A 20,899-nucleotide genomic window follows, 5' to 3' on the forward strand; every position below is an offset into this window, starting at 1 on the left:
AAACTTATTGATTAAAACAATCACAGTCAGTGTTATTTACCTAAGCATACAAGCACCACGGTGCCCGTGTTTATCTGATGCATGATTTCTCTAGTGATGCTTGGTGCTTTAGTCTTGTCTACTCCGAAAAGATTCCATGTGTGCATTTTTCGAAATAACCTTGAAAGAAGGCTTGAGCTCTGCCCTAACATGACTGAAAGGGCGACAGAACGAGTTTCACAAGGAGGGCAGTTACTAACAGGTAACAGCCTCCTTTTTTCTATGAATAGATAACTATTTCCGAAGCGATCTTTGATAATCGTTCGGTCTAAGTATGATAATTCAATCAGCTGACAAAGAGAGCTCATACGACTAGCTGCGAACCTTACTGTTATCGACCTGTTTAAGCAGTGCATTGGCTTTTTTCATTGCGGCACGAGCCTGAGAAGCCTTGCGTTTCTTAAGCAGTATGTCGGAAAACTCCAAGTATTTGTTCGCAGTGTCAAATCTTAAGGTCGTTAAATCTTGGAAGTCATTAGGAACCTTACTTGAAAACTGATCAATTTTGCTAACGAGCTCATTTAGTTGTCTAACGGTTTTGGCTTTCTCTAACGAGGAAGTCAGGAGGCTCACTTCTTCACCATACAAAATTTTAGCTGCCTGATGTGGGTAGGCTATTGGTTTGCCCTTTTTAATTGAAATGTGATAGTGACTGAGTGAGCGGATGGCTTCTTCCAAGCTGTTGCTCTTATCTAACAGTGCTTTGTGTTTTTCTATATCTGAAAATAATACGTTTCCAACGGTGATTAATTCCGCTAGTGCGACGGTGTCTTGCTTTTGTAGTGCCTGTTCTAGGTTTGTGCCAAATAAATCACTTGAAAGTGATGATGGCGTAAAGTCATAGTCCGACTGAATAATATGCAAATCCTTATACAGCCTAAACACATTGTCTGTGTCGTTGTTTTGGGCATAGCGACCTTTTTCGAGGTGGGTATTAATCCTCTGTGCAATCGACGAGAGGGTGGAAAATTTACTTGATTGGATATCTGCAGCAATCAACTCTAACGAGTGAGAGTCGGGATAATACCGTTTTGCCTCGGAAATCACACTTTCAATTGCGGAGTAGTTTGGGTACGTACTTGAACGGTCATTAAGAATTTCATCAATTTGTGTTTCGAATTGGCCAATGATCGATGATTTATGATGTCGAAGAAGGCCGTCTTCAATAACAGACGTTTCATGAACACTCATATCAATTAAATGAGTTACCTGTTCACTATCAGTATTGAGTTTGTTGTTTGTAAGCTCTATTTCTTGTTGTAGTGCGGTTACTTGATCTTGGTAATGGGTAACCTCCGCCTCTTTTTGTTGATAGCCTAACGTTAGAAGCCCTCCTAAACTTAAGATTGCAGCAATAGAGGCGATAGCAGGAGCATGGTTTTTGTTAAGCTGAGTTTTAATCCTTGTTGCGGTGTCTTGTGGGATAGAAGAAGACAAATCTAAATGCTGATTAAGGGCTTTCCACTTTGTCGTGGGAATATTGGCGGGCTTGTTCGGTTTGATCCCTTCTTTTAGCGCAATATCGGCTTGTTTTCTGCTATAAGGATGCTTACAGGTGAGGAGCTCGTAAGTAATACAACAAAATGCGAATAGATCATCGGTTTGGGTTGGTTCGGAACCATTGATAACATTAAGGGAAGCGTAGTTAGGCGTATAGCCTCCAACGACATCTGACGTATCGATACGTGCTGCCGCGTATTGATCTTGCTTAATCTTAAAGACTTTCGATACGCCAAAATCAAAGATCTTAATCTGGCCATTCGAGGTAAGCATAATATTAGCTGGCTTCAGATCCGCATGAATAATATCTTGATTATGCGCGTATTCCAGCGCATCAAGCACTTGATTTAATAGAGATAGTGCTTTCGTAAATTGCAATCCGTTTGGGCGAGATCGTTGTATTACCTGCTCTAAAGTCTCGCCATCAAGATATTCCATTACCAAATAATAAATTTGCTGATCGACGCCAAAATCGAAAACTCGAATGATATTGGGATGGCTAAGTTTTTGGGTGTTTTGCGCTTCACGGATAAGCATTCGCGCTGTTTCAGGTTGGTTTACGTATTCTTTTTGCAAAATCTTTAGTGCGACAAAAGGAAACTCGGCGCCGGATGATTCTAATACTCTATCCGTGGCTCGATAGACATCGCAAAGGCCACCATGACCGATAAGAGCATCAAGCTTGTAACGTCCTTTAACCATTGTTCCGATTAAGCCTTCAGCATCAGATTGTGGTTGTGTTGATGTCGGCTCTTCAGCCGACTCGATGAGTTGTGTGCGATCACCGTCTTTACTTTGTTTTGGCTCGGAAGGTGAGGTTTTATCTTTAGACATATACTGAACTCCAGTTTGAATAGCAGCATGTTCAGACACTCTCGAAAACTAAACAATTAGCACGGATGAAATTTTCGGTATATATAACATCAGATTGATAAAGCTTGAATATGGTGAGAGAAAACTTTGAAGTCCGCTGTATAAATTTGATTGATGAAATAAATATAATACTAATTTACTCGTAAATTATTCATAGTGCAGCCTGATTTAGACGGATTATTATTGTTAGTATTATTACTGATATGATTAACAATAATAATTGAGCTAAGTGTTATTATAGTTCTGAGGTTTTAATGAGTCTTTCACTTAAAGTAAATAGTTTTCATAAGTTCACGTCGGAAATGGAAAGTGAATTTGTAATTAGTGATGAAAACAACAAAAACACGGTCAGTTTTGGTCGTTCTGAGGCTTGTGATTGGCAATTCCCCGATCCTGAAAGAGTTATTTCCAATGTTCATGGTGAAATCATCCCTTTTGGTGGGGATTATTTAATAAGAGATCTATCAACCAATGGGATATTTTTAAATAACTCAGTAACAGCATTAGGTTTAGGTAATGAAATTAAAATAAATGACAATGATGTTATTAATTTTGGTGACTATGAAGTCGTGGTGGAGATTAATAGTGGAAATACAACATTATTAACGGATAACGATGATAATAAAATCGTTTCAAATGAATCTCAAAATGGATTTGGGGTTGATATTAATGTCCTTCTTTCTCAGGAACCCAATCATGAATCGATATTTGAGTCGAACCTAGGCCTTTCTGATGACTTTTTCGATTTAGAGTCAACGTCACCTGTCCGTCAATTTTCTGCTGAGCCATCGACAACAATGAGTCCTCCTGCACCTATCCATGAGGATAATCAATCTCAACGTCCAGAACAAACCGCTCAATTAGCGCAAACCTCTCAATTAGCGGAAGGTAATGAGATGGCTGCATTCTTGAAGGGAATGGGGATATCCCCTCAAATGGTACCCGTCCACGGCAAAGATGCGTGGTTTGAGATGTTAGGTTCGTCATTTACGCTGCTTTTGAGCGGTTTAATGGAAACGCTGCACCATAGGGCAGCGTTTAAGCAATCTAATCGGCTAAACCATACCGCGTTCCAGCGACATGAAAATAACCCTCTTAAGTTTTCTGCCAATGTCGAAGATGCTATACACAATTTATATAACCGAAATTCAGCAAGTTTTCTGGGGCCGCTGCAATCAATAGAGGAAGCATTTGATGATATTGAAAAGCATGAAAAAGCACTCATGCACGGAGTCGAAGGTGCAGTTAGTGGTGTAATGAACCTTCTAGAACCAAGCTATATCACCAACCAAAATTTCAAAGTGGGCGTACTTGATAAGCTAATTCCAAATAACTCTGCAGTTAATTACTGGAAACGCTATGAGAAAATATTTATTGAATTGAATAATGAAATCCAAGCAGGAAATAGTCCATTCTACTTGGAAGACTTTGCCAAATCTTACGAAGTGGCATTAAAGAAAGTTGAAAGGAGTACAAAATGAACAAACAAAGTGTATTGTTAGCGCTTCTATTATTAACGTCTATTAGTGGTTGTACCGTCGCAAATTATGTCGTGCCTGCTTATTCAACGTTAACCTTTGATGTGAGTAATAAAGCCAATCCTGATTTAAATGGTAGGCCGTCACCAGTGGTTATTTATGTCTATGAATTGACATCAAATACGTTATTTGAAAATCAAGATTTCTTCTCATTATATGAGAATGCTGAAACTGTTCTAGGGCCAGATTTAGTGGCTAAAAAAGAATTTACTTTTTCTCCGGGGGCGGTTGAAAAGTATGAGGTAAGTATGAGTCCAGAAGTGGAATATGTTGGTGTCGTCGCCGCATTCCGAGATATAGAAAATGCGAATTGGCGAAAAATAATGCCGATTGATAAAACAGGTTATAAAGAACACAAAGTTATTATTGGCCAACTGTCTGTAGCCCTTAAGTAATTCATTTTCTGACGTAGGTTATATTTTTCATGAGCGAGTATTCTCCCATCGTATGGTGTGAGGGCATGTTTTTGCGCCCGCAGCACTTTCAGCAGCAAGAGCGTTCGATCAATTTTGAGTCCAAAGGGATTCAGCGTTTGTTGTCACCTTACCCTTGGGGAGTCGGTGCATTAAGTATTAATCAGGCCTTGCTAAAAGAAGGGCAAATTCAACTGGAACAATGTCAGGCGATCTTTCCTGACATGACCTTAATCGATATTCCAAATAAAGAGTTTGTCCCGGAATCAGTACTCGTTGGTAGTGAGATTACCGATACCTATGTAGCACTGGTTATCCCGTTTGATCGTGTTACGGGACAGAATGTATCGACTTATGATGACGATCTCGTCACAAGGTATACCTATCAAGATCAGTCAGTGACTGACAACGTAACAGGGTTGGACGAAGAAGTTCTACAATTGGCTGCCTTACGTGTGCAAATCAAAATTACCAACGACAACTTGCCCGGTTACCTGTCAATTCGAATTGCACGAATTCGAGAGGTGACGGTTGAAGGCGAGATAATACTGGATGCGAGTTACATACCGCCGACACTTAATGCAAATGAAAACAAGACGTTAAATAAGTATTTAGTTAACGTCGTTGCAATGATTAAAATTCGTGCTGATGCCGTTGCGCAGCGTTTAGGGCACGGGAAATCAGCGTCGGCTTCGACGGTTGATTTCGTGATGTTACAAATGCTAAATCGCTATGAAACGACCTTACGTCAGTTAAGCAAAAGTGCCAACCTGCATCCTTTTGACCTTTCGACGTCTCTACTTGGCCTCATCGGAGAACTTGCTACTTTTTCAGCTAAAGATAAACGTCCGCCGAAGTTGTTGGAGTATCAACATACACAAATTAATGACGTGTTTCATTCCTACCATCAAATATTGAGCCAATACCTTAGTGTGGTCCTTGAACAAACCGCGACGAAATTACCGTTAGATATTCGCCAGTACGGTATTCGTGTTACGCCAATACCGGACAAAAAAATCCTATCTACCTGTCAATTTGTTATTGCTGTTAAAGCGGATATGGCAGGAGAGGAGTTGCGAACTCGGTTGCCAAGTCAAATTAAATTGGGTCCCGTTGAGAATATACGTGACTTAATTAATAACCAGTTGCACGGCATTTCAATCTCGGCGCTGGCGGTTGTTCCACGTCAGTTGCCTTATCAAACCGGTTATCACTATTTTGAAGTTAATAAGCAAGGCATGTATTGGCAGAGGCTTCTTGAAAGTGGCGGGCTGGCTATTCATTTATCGGGGAGTTACCCAGGGCTAGGCATTGAACTGTGGACAATTAATCAGTAACTGAATACACAAAGGAATACCGAATAATGAAACCTACACCTGGACGTCGTAGTGTCAATAAGCCGCAAGAACCGACACCTGTTCCACAAAGTCCCGAGCAGGATAATACCGTCTTGCTGACTAAAGTCGTCCGTGAAGATAAAACGTCGAGCATTATTGCCTTTGGTCAAAATCCATTGTTAGCAGAAGCTAACGTGATTCTGTCATTGATAGGCCAGATAAGAGCCACAAGTCAATACGGAGATATTCAACAACTGCGCGATGCCTTTATACAGAAGATCCGAGATTACGAAACCCGTTTAAGGCTGCAAGATATCACCGATAAAGAAGTGGATATCGCGCGTTTTTGTCTATGTTGCTTGGTTGACGAGTCGATACTCAATACCGTTTGGGGTGGGCAGTCTATTTGGGGTGATAATTCCCTTCTTTCCACGTTTTACACCAACACACAAGGCGGCGAGCAATTCTATCAATATTTAGATGACGCTTTGCTCATGCCTAACGAGGCGGCAAATTTATTGGAACTTCAATACATTTGTATGTCTTTAGGGTTTGTTGGGCGTTATCGACTCGAAAAAAACGGCCTAGACACGCACCGAAGCGTCAGAAAAAGAGTGTTTGATACATTACATTCGATGACGTCTAAAGCGCCTAAATACCTAGTTAACGATTGGGAACACAAAGTGCTAGTGGCTGAAAACTCAGCGAAAGAAAGTGCACCAATTTGGGTCGTTCTCTCCATTACAGGCGCTATGTTAGCCGCTATGTACATGTCATTTAGTTATCAGTTAAATACGGCTTCTAACCATACATTTTCGCGCTTGCTTAATTTGGTTCCAACCATTGAACAAACACCGTCTCAAGCGGTAGCAATTGTGCCCGCGATAGCCAGTCGTATTAACCAGTCGCTGTCGACGGAAGCGGAGCGTGGCTTAGTTCATATTCAGTCGTTACCCGATCGCGTACGAATTTCTTTTCTGGCTAATCAACTCTTTGAGTCGGGCAGTGCAGAGCTGATGATTCATACCCGTCCGATACTGTCTAAAGTTGCCCGTGCTTTAGAAGGAACAACCGGAAAGTTATTAGTTATAGGCCATACCGATGACCAACCCATTTTTACTAGTAAATTTCCTTCAAATTGGCATCTATCCTTGGCTCGAGCAACGTCGGTGACTGATCAATTAGCCAGCAGTGGCGATTTACGGGGAAGGTTACTCCCGGAGGGAATGGGCGACGCTCGTCCTATCGTCAAAAATAATTCTGAAGAAAACAGGTCGAAAAATCGCCGTGTAGAAATAGATCTGATCGTGACCCAAAGAACCGAACAAGGAGACGAGCAATGAGTATTCGCAAAGCGGGAAAATTCTTGCGTCAGAAGTGGCTAATAAGCCTTTTAGGACTACTAGCACTGTCATTGTTGATTTGGTTGGTTGGGCCGCTCATCGCCATTGCGGAATACGAGCCGTTAAAGAGTGAAAGCGCACGTTTGGTGGTATTGCTGTGTTTGATGTTTGGTTGGGGAGCAACCAATCTTCTCCGTCAAAATAGAGAGAAGAAAGCTGAGGATGAAAGCATTCAATCTCTGCTTCAAGTCGATGCAAAAAATGACGAAGAATCAGCGGCGGAGATCGGCGTACTAAAAGAGAGAATCGATCAAGCGATTGCCGTTCTCGCCAAGACGGGAAAAAAAGGAAAAATGAGTGTTTATCAGCTCCCTTGGTACCTATTAATTGGCCCTCCTGGGACGGGTAAAACAACCGTACTGGCTAACAGCGGTTTAGAGTTTCCATTAAGTGAAAGCATGGGCAGTACTCCACTTTCAGGTATTGGTGGAACGTTGCATTGCGATTGGTGGTTTACCAATAAAGCCGTGCTCATTGATACGGCCGGACGTTACACAACACAAGATAGCGGTGCCGATAAGGACTCAAGAGCTTGGCTGGGCTTCTTAGGGCTGCTTAAAAAGTATCGGACAAAAAGACCCGTTAACGGTGCGATTGTTGCGGTGAGTTTAGCGAGCCTAATGAGCCAAACACGGACAGAGCGAAGCATGCACGCTCGTTCAATCAAAATGCGTATTCAAGAACTAAAGAATCAGCTTGGTATGCAATTTCCAATCTATGTTGTGTTAACCAAAGCTGATCTTATCGCGGGTTTCAACGAATTTTTTCTTGATTTAGAAGACGACGAACGTGACCAACTGTTTGGTTTCTTACTGCCTGAGTTTTGTGAGGATGAGAAAGGGGTCATCTCATTATTTAATAAAGAATTTCACACGTTATTGGAAAGCTTGGATAAACGCATGGTTAAGCGTTTAGAGCAGGAAACCGATCTAGATAGGCGAGCGTTGATTTTTGAATTTCCAAAGCAACTACGAATGTTACAAGCCAATCTTGATGAATTGCTGTCCGACATCTTTGCCAATAATGCGTTTGAAGAATCCGCAATGATCCGTGGGGTATTTATCGTCAGCGCGGTACAGGAAGGCGTTCCTATTGATCGCGTTATGGGAGAAACCTCGGTTGGTTTAGGGCTTTCACAACTTACTCTCAAGACGAATGCCAATCAATCCTCACGATTCTTCATTCGCTCATTATTTGAAGATGTTGTTTTCCAAGAGCGCTATTTGGGCAGTGTTAATCGCCATCATCAAAAACAAAACCGTTGGGTCAGCCACGGCGTGTTTGGAATGAGCTGTATCAGCCTAGCAATATGCGGGGTGATTTGGCTGCAAAGCTATCAATGGAACAAGACCCTCATTGATACGTCAGATCAAAGAATTTTGAATCTCGAACAAGACATCGAACAAGTGCAGTTCGACTTTGAATACAACTTGCCGGAGTCGTTAATTTTGCTTGATAAGTTGGCTCAATTACCGATGGGATTTGAGGGCAACTATCAGGATGTAGAAGGCATTAATTCATTTGGTCTTTACCAAGGCGAGAAAATAGCTCAGCCAGCCAACTCGGCCTATCAACAAGCCCTTACCCAGTACTTTTCAACGTGGTTATCTGGCGCGCTGGTTGACGAAATGGAGAGCAATCAAGAGCACCGAGAATATCTATACGAAACGTTAAAAGCGTACCTGATGCTCTTTATGCCAAAACGAATGGAGCGTGTTCATGTTCAAAGTTGGTTCGTCTTGTATTTTGAAAATCGATTTCCGGGAGAGTTCAATGAGCAGCAAAGAGAAATCCTGATTAAGCACACAAATAACTGGCTGAATGGCGATGAGTTTGGGGTCTACATGGATTATGAGTCGGTTCAAAGTGCAAGAGATATATTGACTCAACTTCCTCTGGCCGAGCGTGCTTATCAACGCATGAAGCTTCAGTTTATGAAGAGTCATGTGCCATCGTTTCGTTTGACGGACGTGTGGGGGCCGCAGAGTCTTAGCCAGTTCGAACGCGGGAGCGGCAAGCCTTTATCTATGGGAATTCCGGGTTTTTATACCTACAACGGATTCCATGGCGTTTTTCAAATGCAAGTCAATAGAACCGTTAAAAACCTAATGGAAGACAACTGGGTGTATGGCGACAAAATTGATGTAAAAACGGTGGATTTTGACGTTGCTTTAGCGGGGGTACGTGCGCGATACAACCGTGACTTTGTTTATGAGTGGGAGCAGTTGTTAGACGATATCCGCTTAAAATCTGCGCCGAGTCTAGAACTGAGTTTAATACAAAGCCGAATATTGGCGAGCTCCGAGCGCCCAATTGAAGCCTTGCTCAAAGCGATACAAAAAGAAGTCGCGTTAACTAAGATGACATTGAGTCAAAATAGTAAAGTGGCGGCAGAAGTCGCGACAAAAGCGGCTGATGTTGCGCTACGAGACAAAAAGAACAGCATTAACCGCTTTCTTCCAACGGAAAATACCCAGCTTTCAGTTGCATTACCAGGTAAAGAAATTGAGCAGGCATTTGATCCCTTGTTACAAATCGACCAGCAGCAGTTTGAGGAAATCAATCAATCGCTTGTGACGCTGAAAGCGTACCTTTCTGATCTGTCGAGCTCGGGTAATAACCAGAAGTTGGCATACCGCAGCATGTTAGATGGCACCGTAACAACCGATATCGCCCGTTCAATTCAACGAACAAACGAAATATTACCAGCCCCGTTTAATTCATGGTTAACCAGCTTGTCGGCTGAATCATCCAAATTGGCTGAAAAGGGATCCCAGATCCACTTAAACAAAATTTGGCAAACGCAAGTGGTTAAAGCCTATGAGCGAAGCATTAAGGGGCGCTATCCGTTTAAGTCGAACACCAGTAAAGAAGTGAGCTTAAAAGACTTTAAACGTTTCTTTGGCTATGGAGGAACGTTAGATAAGTTTTTCAATGATTACCTTTCTCCATTCGTCGATACCACATCTCGGGTCTGGCGGTTTGAAAAAGAGATAGGTGTTAGCCAAGAGGTGTTGACGGTTTTCCAGCGAGCAAAAAAAATTCGTCATACCTTTTTTGAGTCGGACAACAGCTTGAAAGTTGAATTTGGACTGAAGCCTGTTTACCTAGATCAACACATCGCTCGTTTTAAGATGGAGTTAGGAAGCCAAGGTCTAACCTATCAACACGGGCCAGCAAGAAGCCAACAACTTGTGTGGTCACCGAAGAACTCCGAGACTCGAATCGTCTTCACGCCGCCGGGTTCTGGCCGAGAAGTTTCCCATAGCTATCAGGGGCAATGGGGATTATTTAAGCTCTTGGACCAATCTTTGAAAGCTCGCCCTGAGTCGAGAAAAGATAACATCGTCATGATCAACTTAAAAGGGAACAAAGTGCAATTAGAGTTAATTCCAGAAAGCACGATTAACCCTTTTTGGTCTACCGATCTGGAGCGTTTCTCATGTCCGAAAGTTCTGTAGTTTTGCCGTGGGGGTATTTTGGCAAAATCCCCACTAAAGGCGATTTTATCAAAGATGGCTTGCCCTTGGACTTTGTTAATAGTTGGCAAGACTGGCAGCAAGCGGTGCTAGCGGTAAGCCGAGAACAACTGGAAGAGGATTGGACAACGCTCTATATGAATGCGCCGATATGGCACTTTTCGTTTGCGCCAAAGGTCTGCGGAGAGCGAGCAATGATTGGCACTATGATCCCGAGCGTTGATTCTGTAGGGCGATACTTCTTTTTTACTGTGGCGCGTAGCGTTGAAGGCGATGCCTTGTCTTATTGGCTAAATCGGTCATGGAGCGAACTGACACAAGGTCTTGCATTAAAAGTGCTTGATGACAACTACCAACACGAGAAATGGATAAATGATTTAAAGGCGAATCTTCAAGAGGATACGTTTTGTTATCCCGCGATAGGGCCGATCACACCGATCCTCCAAGCGACGCAGAATTTGGTGTATGAAGAACATGTGCAGATAGAAGGCAGTGCGCTATTAAATAAGTTGTTACAAGCGCAACAACCGAGAGCCTGCTTTTGGTGGACGGAAGGCACCGAAAGTATCAGCCCGGTTAGTGCTGTTACAGACGGGTTGCCTGCAGTAGGGCAATTTTCAGCGATGTTGGATGGCTGTTGGGATAAATGGAATTGGTAGGGATTGAGCATATGAACTGGAACTTCTTTACGTTTTCTAGAACACACCCAGGTAAGGTTCGGCCTTATAACGAAGACGCAGTCTTAGATCTTCCTTCAAAAGGAGTTTGGGTGGTCGCAGACGGTATGGGCGGCCATGAGGCGGGTGACATTGCCAGTCAGATGCTTGTCGATATTGTCGAGCAATACGTAGTGGATCACAACGACTTTAGCATTGACGATTTACGTGCCGTGATTCAAAAAGCCAACGTTGAAATCTATCAGTATGGGGAAGCGCATCTTAACGGGAAAACCATGGGCACCACCGCCGTGCTCTTATATTTGCAAGATGGTTATTACCATTGCTTATGGGTCGGAGACAGCCGTATTTATTTAATGCGTCATCAGCAACTGATACAAAAAACGCGAGATCACAGTCAAGTCATGGATCTCGTTGAACAAGGTTTAATCGAATTGCATGAAGCAGAAAGCCACCCTTTAGCTAACGTAATAACTCGCGCCGTGGGGGTTGAGTCGGATGTCGTCATAGATCAAGTGTCTGGTCAGCTATTAGTCGACGATCTGTTTTTACTTTGTAGTGACGGCCTCACGAAGGAATTAACAGAACAAGATATGAGCATGGGGCTTAAGGCCGATTCTGTTAATCAATCGGGTCTTGCTTTAATGCACTCCGCATTGGTGAAAGGCGCACAAGACAACGTGACGTGCGCGTTGATCAAAGTCGCCTCAAATGAAAGCTCTGGTATCGCTCCACGCTCGTGTGATGCAACGGTTCCTATTTTTCCTAGGGGAAGAAGATGATGGAGTCTCAAGAGCCAATTTTTGATTGGGTGCCTAACGTGCTTGAGGCCATCTCAGAGCAGAGCCCAACAGGGACAGATCTTCGTTCAGATATTAGTCCTGAATCAGCGTATTTCTACCTGAAAGATCAGCGCATGGTGGCTCGTAACGAGGAACGCAATGCAATCGTAGATGATGAACCCATTTCTCACTATGCCAATTTATGGCGGGTGTTCTTAGATGTGGTACCTGAACAGTTAACCTCGGTCACAAAGGATTTAGAACTGGTTGCGTGGCTCATCGAAGCCTTAACTCGGCTTCATGGCTTTAAGGGACTTGCACAGGGTTACGAAATCGCGGTGCAGCTTATTGACCAATATTGGGATGGGCTCTATCCCATGCCGGATGAAGACGGAGTAGAAACACGGGTAGCAGGCATCATTGGGTTAAACGGCATTGAGCAAGAAGGAACCTTACTGTTTCCAATTGCCTCCATACCGTTAACTCAGGCAACAGGTGGGAAAAGTTATGCCTATTGGGAGTACCAACAGGCGGTAGACATAGAAAAACTGGATGACGATAAAAAGCGACAACGAATCGATTCTGGCAGTGCAGATTTACAAAGCATTAAGCTTGAAGTTGAAGGTTCCTCAAATGAATTTTACCAACAGCTGTACTTAGACTTAAACCAGGCCATTGACACATTTAAGCGCTACAGCCAAGCAATGGACAAGGCATGTGCTGAACCCATGCCAAGCTCTTATATCGATAGAAAACTGGAAGCAATAAAAACCGCATTAGAGCATCTAGTGGGTGAGCGCCTTCGACCAACGAAACCCATTATTGATGATACCGAAGTGCAAAGTACCGAGCCTGAAGGGGGGAGTACAGAAGGAGCACAAGTGTCAACGGGCTTGCTCGCGGCAAATTTAACCTCTCGTGAGCAGGCAATATCTCAACTTAGCAACATCGCTGAATTTTTTAAACTTACGGAGCCGCACTCGCCGGTTTCCTATTCCATTGAACAAGTCGTTCGGTGGTGTGACATGCCTTTGCCTGAATTATTGGCAGAGTTGATTTCTGATGGAGAAGCAAAAAATGGCTACTTCCGTCTGGTTGGTATAGCAAATAAAAATGATGAATAACATCAAGGGAGAAACATATGACGAGTAGTATTCACTCGAAGCTTTCACGCGTTAGGAAGCCTCGTGTCCATATCACTTATGACATCGAGACAGAGAATGCGTCGCTGAAAAAGGAACTGCCATTCGTATTGGGTGTAATGGGGGATTTTGCTGGGCAAAATACCACTGACCTTAAGCCATTAAAAGATCGTCGATTCATTCAAATAGATCGAGATAACTTTGATGATGTTCTCAAAAAAATGAGCCCGTCATTATCTTTTAACGTCGATAACAAGCTAGAGAACAATGACTCCAACTTTCAGGTTGATCTCCAGTTTCAGTCATTAAAAGACTTTGAACCCGCCGCTATCGTAAATCAGGTTGAGCCGTTACGTAAATTAATGGAAACCCGCAATAAACTTCGCGACTTAATGACAAAAGTCGATCGCTCTGAGGAGCTTGAAGATGTCTTAGAAGCGGTACTGAACAACACTGACAATTTAGCCAAATTAGCGGGTGAGTTAAACCTTGGCAAAGGCGTTGATGCGAATGAAGGAGTAGAGTCATGAGCATGCAAACGGAACAACATTTAGACCCTACTCTCGAGCATGAAGCGGTTTCATTTTTGGATCAAGCTATTGGAGCGACGAAACAGACTGAAGCGTCTCGCGCCGAAGAGTTAATCAAGACACTCACCGAAGAAGCAATGAAAGGCACCGTTAGCTGGAACAAAAATCTGACGGTAACATTTCGCGAGGCGATTACGGCGTTAGATAACCAAATATCAGAGCAACTTGCCGCGGTAATGCATCACCCCGACTTGCAAAAGCTAGAAGGCTCTTGGCGTGGTTTGCATTACTTAACATCGAACTCTGACACCAGCGCGACATTGAAAATACGCATGATGAGCGTACGTAAAAAAGAGCTTCATAAAGATTTAAGTAAAGCGGTGGAGTTTGACCAAAGCCAGATCTTCAAGAAAGTTTATGAATCAGAATTTGGCAGCGCAGGTGGCGAACCTTACGGCGCGTTGATTGGTGACTATGAATTTACAAATCACCCTGAAGATATTGAGACTCTAGGATTGATGTCGAATGTCGCAGCGGCTGGTTTTGCGCCATTTTTGTCGGCGGCATCTCCGGCATTATTTGGTTTTGATGAGTGGTCAGAATTGTCTAAGCCCCGTGATTTAGAAAAAGTATTCGAGTCACTGGAATATGCTCAATGGCGTTCATTCCGCGACAGTTCTGATTCTCGATTTGTTTCATTAACCATGCCGAAAGTCTTGGCACGGTTGCCTTACGGTGAAGCGACTACGCCGGTCGAAGAGTTCGGTTATGAAGAGTTCAATGTTGATCCAATATCAGGCGTCGCTGTAGATGCCAAGCATGACGATTATTGTTGGATGAACTCCTCTTACGTGATGGGAGCGAAATTGACCGACGCGTTTTCTAAGTACGGGTTCTGTACCGCAATTCGTGGCGCTGAAGGCGGAGGCCGAGTAGACAACTTACCCACTCACTTCTTTATGAGCGATGATGGCGATCCAGATATGAAGTGCCCAACTGAAATTGGTATTACAGACCGACGCGAATCGGAACTGGGAAAACTGGGATTCTTACCACTTTGTCATTATAAAAATACGAACTATGCGGTATTTTTTGGCGCTCAAACGTGTCAAAAACCCGCTAAATATAGCTCATTAGATGCAACTGCGAATGCGGCAATTTCCGCGAGATTGCCATATATGATGGCTACCTCCCGTTTTGCTCATTACTTGAAGGTAATGGCTCGCGACAAAATTGGCAGCTTCATGGAGGCTGAAGATGTCGAGTCGTGGCTTAACCGTTGGATCTTATCGTATGTGAATGCATCAGAAGGTGGAGGTCAGGATATCCGCGCCAAATACCCACTAGCGGATGCCAAAGTCCAGGTTAAGGAAATTCCTGGAAGCCCTGGTTCTTATAATGCGGTTGCTTGGCTTAAGCCTTGGCTACAAATGGAAGAACTGACCACGTCATTGCGCTTAGTCGCAAAAATTCCAGATTCAGGCAGTTAACAAATAAGCTGGTCGAAAGGCCAGCTAAATCCCATGACAGATATTCAATTTATAGACCCTAATCAGCTTAGCCATGACATTCCAGAACCGGAAAATCCGGAGTTGAATGCGAATTGGCTTGAGCGTTTTTTAGATATTAGAACCGATGGTTTAGCACTTAAATATTGGTGCGATGCCAACGGTATTAAGGATGTGATTTCTGTTCGACCTAGTATTGTCGGGGCAATTGAGCGAATAGATGCGCTACTCAACCAGCAAGTAAATGAGATTCTTCATAACGATCAATTGCAAGATCTAGAGGCCAGTTGGCGAGGGTTACACTACTTAGTCGTTCAACAATCGAGCTATGAATCAGAACAAGAATCGAAAATAAAACTGTTGAGTTGCAGTTGGAATGAGTTGGTTCGAGACAGTCAGAATGCCATTGAATTTGACCAAACCAACTTGTTCAAGTGGATCTATCAGAATGAATTTTCTATGCCTGGAGGTGAGCCATTTGGGTTGCTTGTCGGGGATTACCATATTCAACATAAACCGGGTAGTCATCAGCTAGATAGAGATTTAGCGGTGTTAACGAAAATTAGCCAGACTGCTGCGGCGGCCTTTTGTCCGTTTTTGTTGTCTGCTACGCCAAGTCTTTTTGGCGTAGATAGCTTTGCTCAGTTGGCGACAACGGCCGCGATAGAAACTCAATTTGAATTACCCGAATACGTTAAGTGGCATCAATTACGAAACAGTGAGGACGCTCGGTTTTTGGCGATCACCTTACCTTTTGTCTTGATGAGAAAACCATATCAAACCGACGGATCTCGCCTAGAAGCGTTCGCCTTTAAAGAAAAGATCGTTGATTCCGAAGTGGATCTCTTGTGGGGGAACGCCTCATATTGTTTAGCGTCAGTGATATTAAGGGCATACAGCGAGTCTGGCTGGTTTGCTCAAATCAGGGGGGTGACGGCCGGAAATTACCAGCAAGGTGTTGTTTTTCCGCCGGTTAACATGCAAGTGAGGTTCCCCGGAAAAAAGTCTCGTTACCGCAGCCCTGTCAATTTTCAGGTATCGGAGCGTAAAGAACAAAGGCTGTCTGATAATGGCTTTATTCCTATGTCTCCTGTTGCGGAAACGCCTTTTGTGTCTTTTGCAACCAATGCATCGTTGCACCACCCCCAAAACTACCAGCAACAAGGGGCGGCGATGAATGCTCAGCTGTCATCAATGCTCCAATATACATTGTGTGTCTCTCGTATTGCTCATTACATCAAAGTGATGGGGCGAGACAAAGTAGGGCGTTATCAGAGCGCGGTGACGATTGAATCTGACTTTCAACGTTGGCTTCATCAGTACACAACCGGATCCGATGAGGCGTCAGATGAACTGCGTGCCAAGTACCCATTAAATGAAGCTCGTATTCAAGTAAAAGAAAAGCAAGGCAGCCCAGGCCACTATTATTCGATCATCCATTTAAGGCCACATTTTCAGTTGGACCAAATGGTGACTTCGATTCGGCTTATTACAGAACTTTCACCAGAAAAAATAATTTAGGAAGTCATATGTCAGATTGGCAACAGCTATTAAGAAATGCAAAATTAAATCAAGCGATGGAAAGCGTCGTTAACGCCATTAAATCTAACCCTAAAGACCCTGGTTTACGCAGTCAATTTATCGAACTTCTTTGTATTGATGGTCAGCTAGAGCGCGCCGATCAGCAATTGATGCAGGCAATTAAATTGTTCCCCGAGTTTATAGCGGGAGCAAGCCAAATACGGCATATGCTTAAAGCCGCCCAAGCACGTGATGATTTCTCTAAAGGGGGAGCCACTGCTAATTTTCTGGGGGGACGTGATGAACAATACCAAAAGTTGTTAAAACTAAATTTAGCTATTTACCATGATAAGCAAAATGATATTCCACGATTAAGTGATGAGTTAGAAACGCTACGGCCAAAAACAGCTCTGACTATCAATGGGACTGATTACCAAGATGTACGTGATATCGACGACTCGCTAGGTGGATTCATCGAGCTATTCAGCAGTACAGGCAATTATTATTTAGCTCCACTCGATCAAATCACTTATCTCAGTATTAAGCCTGCCAATAACGTACTTGAAACTCTATGGCGTCCGGTTGAGTTTGAAATTGAAGGCGTAATTGAAGGTGAAGCTCACTTACCTCTGACTTATTTGCATGCATCAACACAAGCACACAAATTAGGAAAAGAGACGGACTGGAAGCCAGTTTCCGAAGACCGTGTCTTCCAAGGTTTAGGGCAAAAAGTTTGGTTAGCCGATGAATGTGCTGTTCCTATCACTTCAATTAGCGAGATTAGTACAAAGATTGATTGCGCTTCATGATCAAGCACCGAAACTCTATGAACTCTGGCATGTCTTTACTCGATAAGTTGATTGACCATAACCCAGAGACGGCCATAGATGTCGCATACCCATTAACGGATAAAGCCATTGCCCAAGGTTTGATCCGCGATGTTGAAGCTTTGCTCAACTCACGAACCAGCTGGCTTAAGCTCGATTCAAGCTTATCTGAATTAGCGGGTTCTATTGTGGGGTATGGGCTGCCAGATTTTTCTTCGATGCCTTTTAGTAGCAAAGATGGCCAGCAGTACTTGCGTGAAATTGTTCGAACAACCTTGTTAGATTTCGAGCCAAGGTTTAAGCACGTTTCTGTTGAAATCGTCTCCAACAATGACAATTTGGATCGAATACTTCGTTTACGTATCACAGCTCGGTATTACGTCGACAATGAGGTACAAGAACTGATTTTGGACTCAGAAGTGGAGCCAGTCAGTTTAGGGATTAAGTTAAGTGAGCCCGTATGAATGATGAATTCTTAAAATACTATAATCGAGAACTCGCTTATTTGAGACACAAAGGGCAAGACTTTGGCAGCATGTATCCAAAAATTGCTGCTCGGCTGAAGTTAAGTGAAGAGCAAGTCGAAGATCCTCATGTTGCGAGGATCCTTGAAGGGTGCGCTTTTCTTACCGCTCAAATAAGACAAAGTCTAGACAATAGCTTTCCGCAATTAACTGAAGCACTGATTGGCCAGTTGTTTCCTGACTTTCATGCGCCTATTCCGTCGTTGAGTATCTTAAAGATTGCGTGTGACGAAACGGCGACAACCGGCCTTAATATTGCAAAAGGCGAAAAGGTATCGTTAGGTGCTCAGGGCTTTAAGTCGTGCACCTTCCGTACTTGCTATGACACGCAGGTACTGCCAATTGAAATGACATCGGCGACGTTTGAAAATGCGCCATTTAAAGGGGTAGGGTTGGGTATTGAGAAAGAAGCCAGCTCAGTACTCAAACTTGCTATTCAGGGTTACAGCCCAGAAATAGAACTCAATCAGCTTTGCTTTGATAACTTGAGATTGTTCTTTAATGGGCAACCTCAAGTTTGCCATCAACTTTACCAGCTGATGCATCAGTCTGCTTTAGGGATCGCGATAGTGGTTCACGAGGTCGGGACTAAGCAAGAATCCTTAGCGCCGTCGGCAAATGTGACGAAAACCTTAACGCCTAGGCATATTATCCCTGTCGGATACGACCAGAAGTCGGCAGTCGTGCCCTACGGAAAGCAGAGCTTTATGGGCTCTCGGTTATTGGTCGAATACTTCCATTTTCCAGAGAAATTCCTGTTTGCGGAGTTAACCCAATTAGACCCAAGTTGGTTTGGTCATACAGATAAGGCTGAAATTTGGATCTATTTTGATAGCAGCAACGAATGGTTAGAAAAACAAGTCACCAAAGACAATATTATGATCGGTTGTACGCCGATCATTAATTTGTTTTCTTACCCTATGGAGCCGTCACGAGTGGTTCCTACGGAATATGAGTACCCACTTCATCCTGAGCATCTAGAGCCTGATACCACCGAAGTCGTTAAAATTGAAGAAGTTGGCATTCGAAGTTGGAAAATGAATTATCAAAAACTGCCTCCGTTTTATGCTGGAGAGCATACCAACTACTTGTCAGAAAGTGACATTTATTGGTCCATGAGAAGAGAAGATAAAAGCTGGGCTGGTGGCTTCGATGAACCTGGCCGTGACGTATACATCTCTCTTATCGATAAAGAACATCAGCTTGCCGAATTGGCAGAAGATGAAAATTGGATAATGTCGGTGAAAGCGCAGTGCTGTAATCGTAACTTAGCCAAAAAATTGCCCTTTGGTGGCGGGCTACCCAACATTGATTTACCCAATATTAGCAATAACTTCGGTTCGCTGCGTTGCTTAGTCGCGCCTTCTGAAACCATTCGACCTGCGATGGATGGAGCAACGCGTTGGCAGTTTGCTAAATTAATGACTCTGTCCCATTTTTCTGGAAACGATGGGCTCAAGAACCTGCGCGAAACATTAAACTTGTATGCCTTTAAATCGTCACCTGAGTCCAAAGCTTTGATTGACTCAATTACTGGGCTAGCAGTCACGGCAAGAACGGGACGTGTCAATCAAAGAGGGCGCGTTGGCTTTTGCCATGGCTCTGATGTGAGGCTGGAAGTATCGGAGAGCCTATTAGCGAGCGAGCAAATGTTTTTGTTGGGCAATGTGCTTTCCACCTATTTTTCCCAATTTGCCGAAATCAACACCTTCACACGGCTATCCATTATCTATAAAGAATCTGGTGAGTGCTTCCATCAATGGCCCGCTTTGTGTGGGGAGAAAGCCCTGCTATGAATAAACAAACGTTTCTTGATGATTTGGATCGTGAGCAGTTGTTCCAATCGCTTCATCTTATTGAGCGATTTTTACAAAAAGGCCAATCAACACTCGGAACCGACGTGTTGCCGAGCAACGAGAGCATTCAGCTAAAAGTGTCTCAGCAACTTGGCTATGAAGCGGGTGAGTTTGCCGATATTCAATTGGGCAACAATCAAGAGGTCGAAATTGTAACTAACTTAATCGGGTTGACTGGCGAGCATGGTGTATTACCTAGTCATTACACTGAGCTTGTTCTTCAACGACTGAAAAATAACGACCCAACGTTTAAAGATTTCTTGGACATTTTTAACCACCGTCTTTTGTCACTGTTTTATCGCACATGGCAGAGCTACCAACCCCATGTTCAATATCAAAAAGTGGCCGCTAAGCAACCATCGGCATGGCATCAAATATTGGTGTCTCTGACCGGTGATAAAGGGCCAAGAAGCCTCTATTTAGGTGGCTATTTCAGTCAGGCTGTGCGCAGTCGAGGTGCTGTACAGGCTTGTCTTGAATCGCTTGCGGGTTGTACCGTCATTATTCGTGACTTTAAAGGCCAGTGGATGAAGCTACAGCCCCAAGAGCAGACTCGCCTATGTTCGACACGTCTGCAAGAAGGGCAGTTCGCTCAATTAGGGAATGGGGCAAGCTTAGGGAAGCGAGCGTGGAACATGAATGCAGGGTTCCAAGTAGAGTTTGTTGCGGATTGTCTTACGCAAGTTCAAGGCTTGTTGCCACAAGGCAAAAAAATCGACGCTATCAAAACAACCTGCCGAGCGTTGTTAGGAGAAACATTAGCAATTGAATGGCTGTTGACGACGCAATATCAATATTTGCCACGAGTTCAATTAAATAAAACACAAAGTCAGCTGGCGATGGGGTGTGTTATCGCACCCCACGAAAGCTCGAAAAAACGGACTATTACGATTCGAGTTTAGTCGTATTACGCCATATTTATCAGTAATTTACAAACGCAGAAATCGGTT

General features: G+C 43.5%; 16 protein-coding genes. 15 read left to right on the forward strand and 1 reads right to left on the reverse strand.

The features are described 5' to 3' along the window. Positions 1-351: 351 nt before the first annotated feature. Positions 352-2,373, reverse strand: a complete 2,022-nt coding sequence (locus QWZ04_RS12135) for a serine/threonine-protein kinase (RefSeq protein WP_290328338.1) — start codon at positions 2,371-2,373, stop codon at positions 352-354. 293 nt (positions 2,374-2,666) lie between these two features. Here QWZ04_RS12135 and tagH point away from each other — a divergent pair, with 293 nt between their 5' ends. Genes tagH through tssG form a run of 15 tightly spaced genes read left to right on the forward strand, consistent with a single transcriptional unit; the run spans position 2,667 to position 20,851 of the window. Next, positions 2,667-3,893 carry a type VI secretion system-associated FHA domain protein TagH gene (gene tagH / locus QWZ04_RS12140; RefSeq protein ID WP_290328340.1) on the forward strand — a complete coding sequence of 409 codons (1,227 nt, stop codon included), beginning with the start codon at positions 2,667-2,669 and terminating at the stop codon, positions 3,891-3,893. Beyond that, positions 3,890-4,345 carry a type VI secretion system lipoprotein TssJ gene (gene tssJ / locus QWZ04_RS12145; RefSeq protein WP_290328342.1) on the forward strand — a complete coding sequence of 152 codons (456 nt, stop codon included), beginning with the start codon at positions 3,890-3,892 and terminating at the stop codon, positions 4,343-4,345. Before tagH ends, tssJ begins: the two co-directional genes overlap by 4 nt. Before the next feature lie 29 nt (positions 4,346-4,374). Beyond that, entirely contained in the window at positions 4,375-5,700 is a 1,326-nt protein-coding gene (tssK, locus tag QWZ04_RS12150) for a type VI secretion system baseplate subunit TssK (RefSeq protein WP_290328344.1), read from the forward strand. 26 nt (positions 5,701-5,726) lie between these two features. Beyond that, the gene (gene tssL, locus QWZ04_RS12155; RefSeq protein ID WP_290328346.1) at positions 5,727-7,043 is read left to right on the forward strand and encodes a type VI secretion system protein TssL, long form; all 1,317 of its coding nucleotides are present in this window, start codon (positions 5,727-5,729) and stop codon (positions 7,041-7,043) included. Beyond that, positions 7,040-10,564, forward strand: a complete 3,525-nt coding sequence (gene tssM, locus QWZ04_RS12160; RefSeq protein WP_290328348.1) for a type VI secretion system membrane subunit TssM — start codon at positions 7,040-7,042, stop codon at positions 10,562-10,564. Before tssL ends, tssM begins: the two co-directional genes overlap by 4 nt. Next, entirely contained in the window at positions 10,546-11,241 is a 696-nt protein-coding gene (gene tagF, locus QWZ04_RS12165; protein WP_290328350.1) for a type VI secretion system-associated protein TagF, read from the forward strand. The genes tssM and tagF overlap by 19 nt, the downstream gene beginning before the upstream one ends. Before the next feature lie 11 nt (positions 11,242-11,252). Further along, complete coding sequence (locus QWZ04_RS12170; protein ID WP_290328352.1) at positions 11,253-12,041, forward strand: PP2C family protein-serine/threonine phosphatase; 789 nt, start codon at positions 11,253-11,255, stop codon at positions 12,039-12,041. Beyond that, complete coding sequence (gene tssA, locus QWZ04_RS12175; RefSeq protein ID WP_290328780.1) at positions 12,041-13,165, forward strand: type VI secretion system protein TssA; 1,125 nt, start codon at positions 12,041-12,043, stop codon at positions 13,163-13,165. Before QWZ04_RS12170 ends, tssA begins: the two co-directional genes overlap by 1 nt. A gap of 17 nt (positions 13,166-13,182) precedes the next feature. After that, complete coding sequence (gene tssB, locus QWZ04_RS12180) at positions 13,183-13,713, forward strand: type VI secretion system contractile sheath small subunit (RefSeq protein ID WP_290328354.1); 531 nt, start codon at positions 13,183-13,185, stop codon at positions 13,711-13,713. Next, positions 13,710-15,203, forward strand: a complete 1,494-nt coding sequence (tssC, locus tag QWZ04_RS12185; protein ID WP_290328356.1) for a type VI secretion system contractile sheath large subunit — start codon at positions 13,710-13,712, stop codon at positions 15,201-15,203. Before tssB ends, tssC (QWZ04_RS12185) begins: the two co-directional genes overlap by 4 nt. 33 nt (positions 15,204-15,236) lie before the next feature. Next, on the forward strand, positions 15,237-16,742 hold the full coding sequence (gene tssC, locus QWZ04_RS12190; protein WP_290328358.1) for a type VI secretion system contractile sheath large subunit: 1,506 nt from the start codon (positions 15,237-15,239) through the stop codon (positions 16,740-16,742). A gap of 8 nt (positions 16,743-16,750) precedes the next feature. Next, on the forward strand, positions 16,751-17,551 hold the full coding sequence (locus QWZ04_RS12195) for a type VI secretion system accessory protein TagJ (RefSeq protein WP_290328359.1): 801 nt from the start codon (positions 16,751-16,753) through the stop codon (positions 17,549-17,551). Beyond that, complete coding sequence (tssE, locus tag QWZ04_RS12200; protein ID WP_290328362.1) at positions 17,548-18,033, forward strand: type VI secretion system baseplate subunit TssE; 486 nt, start codon at positions 17,548-17,550, stop codon at positions 18,031-18,033. The genes QWZ04_RS12195 and tssE overlap by 4 nt, the downstream gene beginning before the upstream one ends. Beyond that, complete coding sequence (tssF, locus tag QWZ04_RS12205) at positions 18,030-19,889, forward strand: type VI secretion system baseplate subunit TssF (RefSeq protein WP_290328364.1); 1,860 nt, start codon at positions 18,030-18,032, stop codon at positions 19,887-19,889. The genes tssE and tssF overlap by 4 nt, the downstream gene beginning before the upstream one ends. Beyond that, positions 19,886-20,851 (forward strand): type VI secretion system baseplate subunit TssG, encoded by a 966-nt coding sequence (gene tssG / locus QWZ04_RS12210; protein ID WP_290328366.1) that lies wholly within the window; start codon positions 19,886-19,888, stop codon positions 20,849-20,851. The genes tssF and tssG overlap by 4 nt, the downstream gene beginning before the upstream one ends. Positions 20,852-20,899: the final 48 nt, after the last annotated feature.

The sequence above is a fragment of the Vibrio tapetis subsp. quintayensis genome (genome assembly GCF_030409945.1).
Classification (GTDB): Bacteria; Pseudomonadota; Gammaproteobacteria; order Enterobacterales; family Vibrionaceae; genus Vibrio; species Vibrio quintayensis.

Bases quoted from the DNA above. Each gene is read 5' to 3' on its own strand.
- QWZ04_RS12135 (WP_290328338.1), bottom strand. From the start codon at position 2,373: ATGTCTAAAGATAAAACCTCACCTTCCGAGCCAAAACAAAGTAAAGAC.
- tagH (WP_290328340.1), top strand. From the start codon at position 2,667: ATGAGTCTTTCACTTAAAGTAAATAGTTTTCATAAGTTCACGTCGGAA.
- tssJ (WP_290328342.1), top strand. From the start codon at position 3,890: ATGAACAAACAAAGTGTATTGTTAGCGCTTCTATTATTAACGTCTATT.
- tssK (WP_290328344.1), top strand. From the start codon at position 4,375: ATGAGCGAGTATTCTCCCATCGTATGGTGTGAGGGCATGTTTTTGCGC.
- tssL (WP_290328346.1), top strand. From the start codon at position 5,727: ATGAAACCTACACCTGGACGTCGTAGTGTCAATAAGCCGCAAGAACCG.
- tssM (WP_290328348.1), top strand. From the start codon at position 7,040: ATGAGTATTCGCAAAGCGGGAAAATTCTTGCGTCAGAAGTGGCTAATA.
- tagF (WP_290328350.1), top strand. From the start codon at position 10,546: ATGTCCGAAAGTTCTGTAGTTTTGCCGTGGGGGTATTTTGGCAAAATC.
- QWZ04_RS12170 (WP_290328352.1), top strand. From the start codon at position 11,253: ATGAACTGGAACTTCTTTACGTTTTCTAGAACACACCCAGGTAAGGTT.
- tssA (WP_290328780.1), top strand. From the start codon at position 12,041: ATGGAGTCTCAAGAGCCAATTTTTGATTGGGTGCCTAACGTGCTTGAG.
- tssB (WP_290328354.1), top strand. From the start codon at position 13,183: ATGACGAGTAGTATTCACTCGAAGCTTTCACGCGTTAGGAAGCCTCGT.
- tssC (WP_290328356.1), top strand. From the start codon at position 13,710: ATGAGCATGCAAACGGAACAACATTTAGACCCTACTCTCGAGCATGAA.
- tssC (WP_290328358.1), top strand. From the start codon at position 15,237: ATGACAGATATTCAATTTATAGACCCTAATCAGCTTAGCCATGACATT.
- QWZ04_RS12195 (WP_290328359.1), top strand. From the start codon at position 16,751: ATGTCAGATTGGCAACAGCTATTAAGAAATGCAAAATTAAATCAAGCG.
- tssE (WP_290328362.1), top strand. From the start codon at position 17,548: ATGATCAAGCACCGAAACTCTATGAACTCTGGCATGTCTTTACTCGAT.
- tssF (WP_290328364.1), top strand. From the start codon at position 18,030: ATGAATGATGAATTCTTAAAATACTATAATCGAGAACTCGCTTATTTG.
- tssG (WP_290328366.1), top strand. From the start codon at position 19,886: ATGAATAAACAAACGTTTCTTGATGATTTGGATCGTGAGCAGTTGTTC.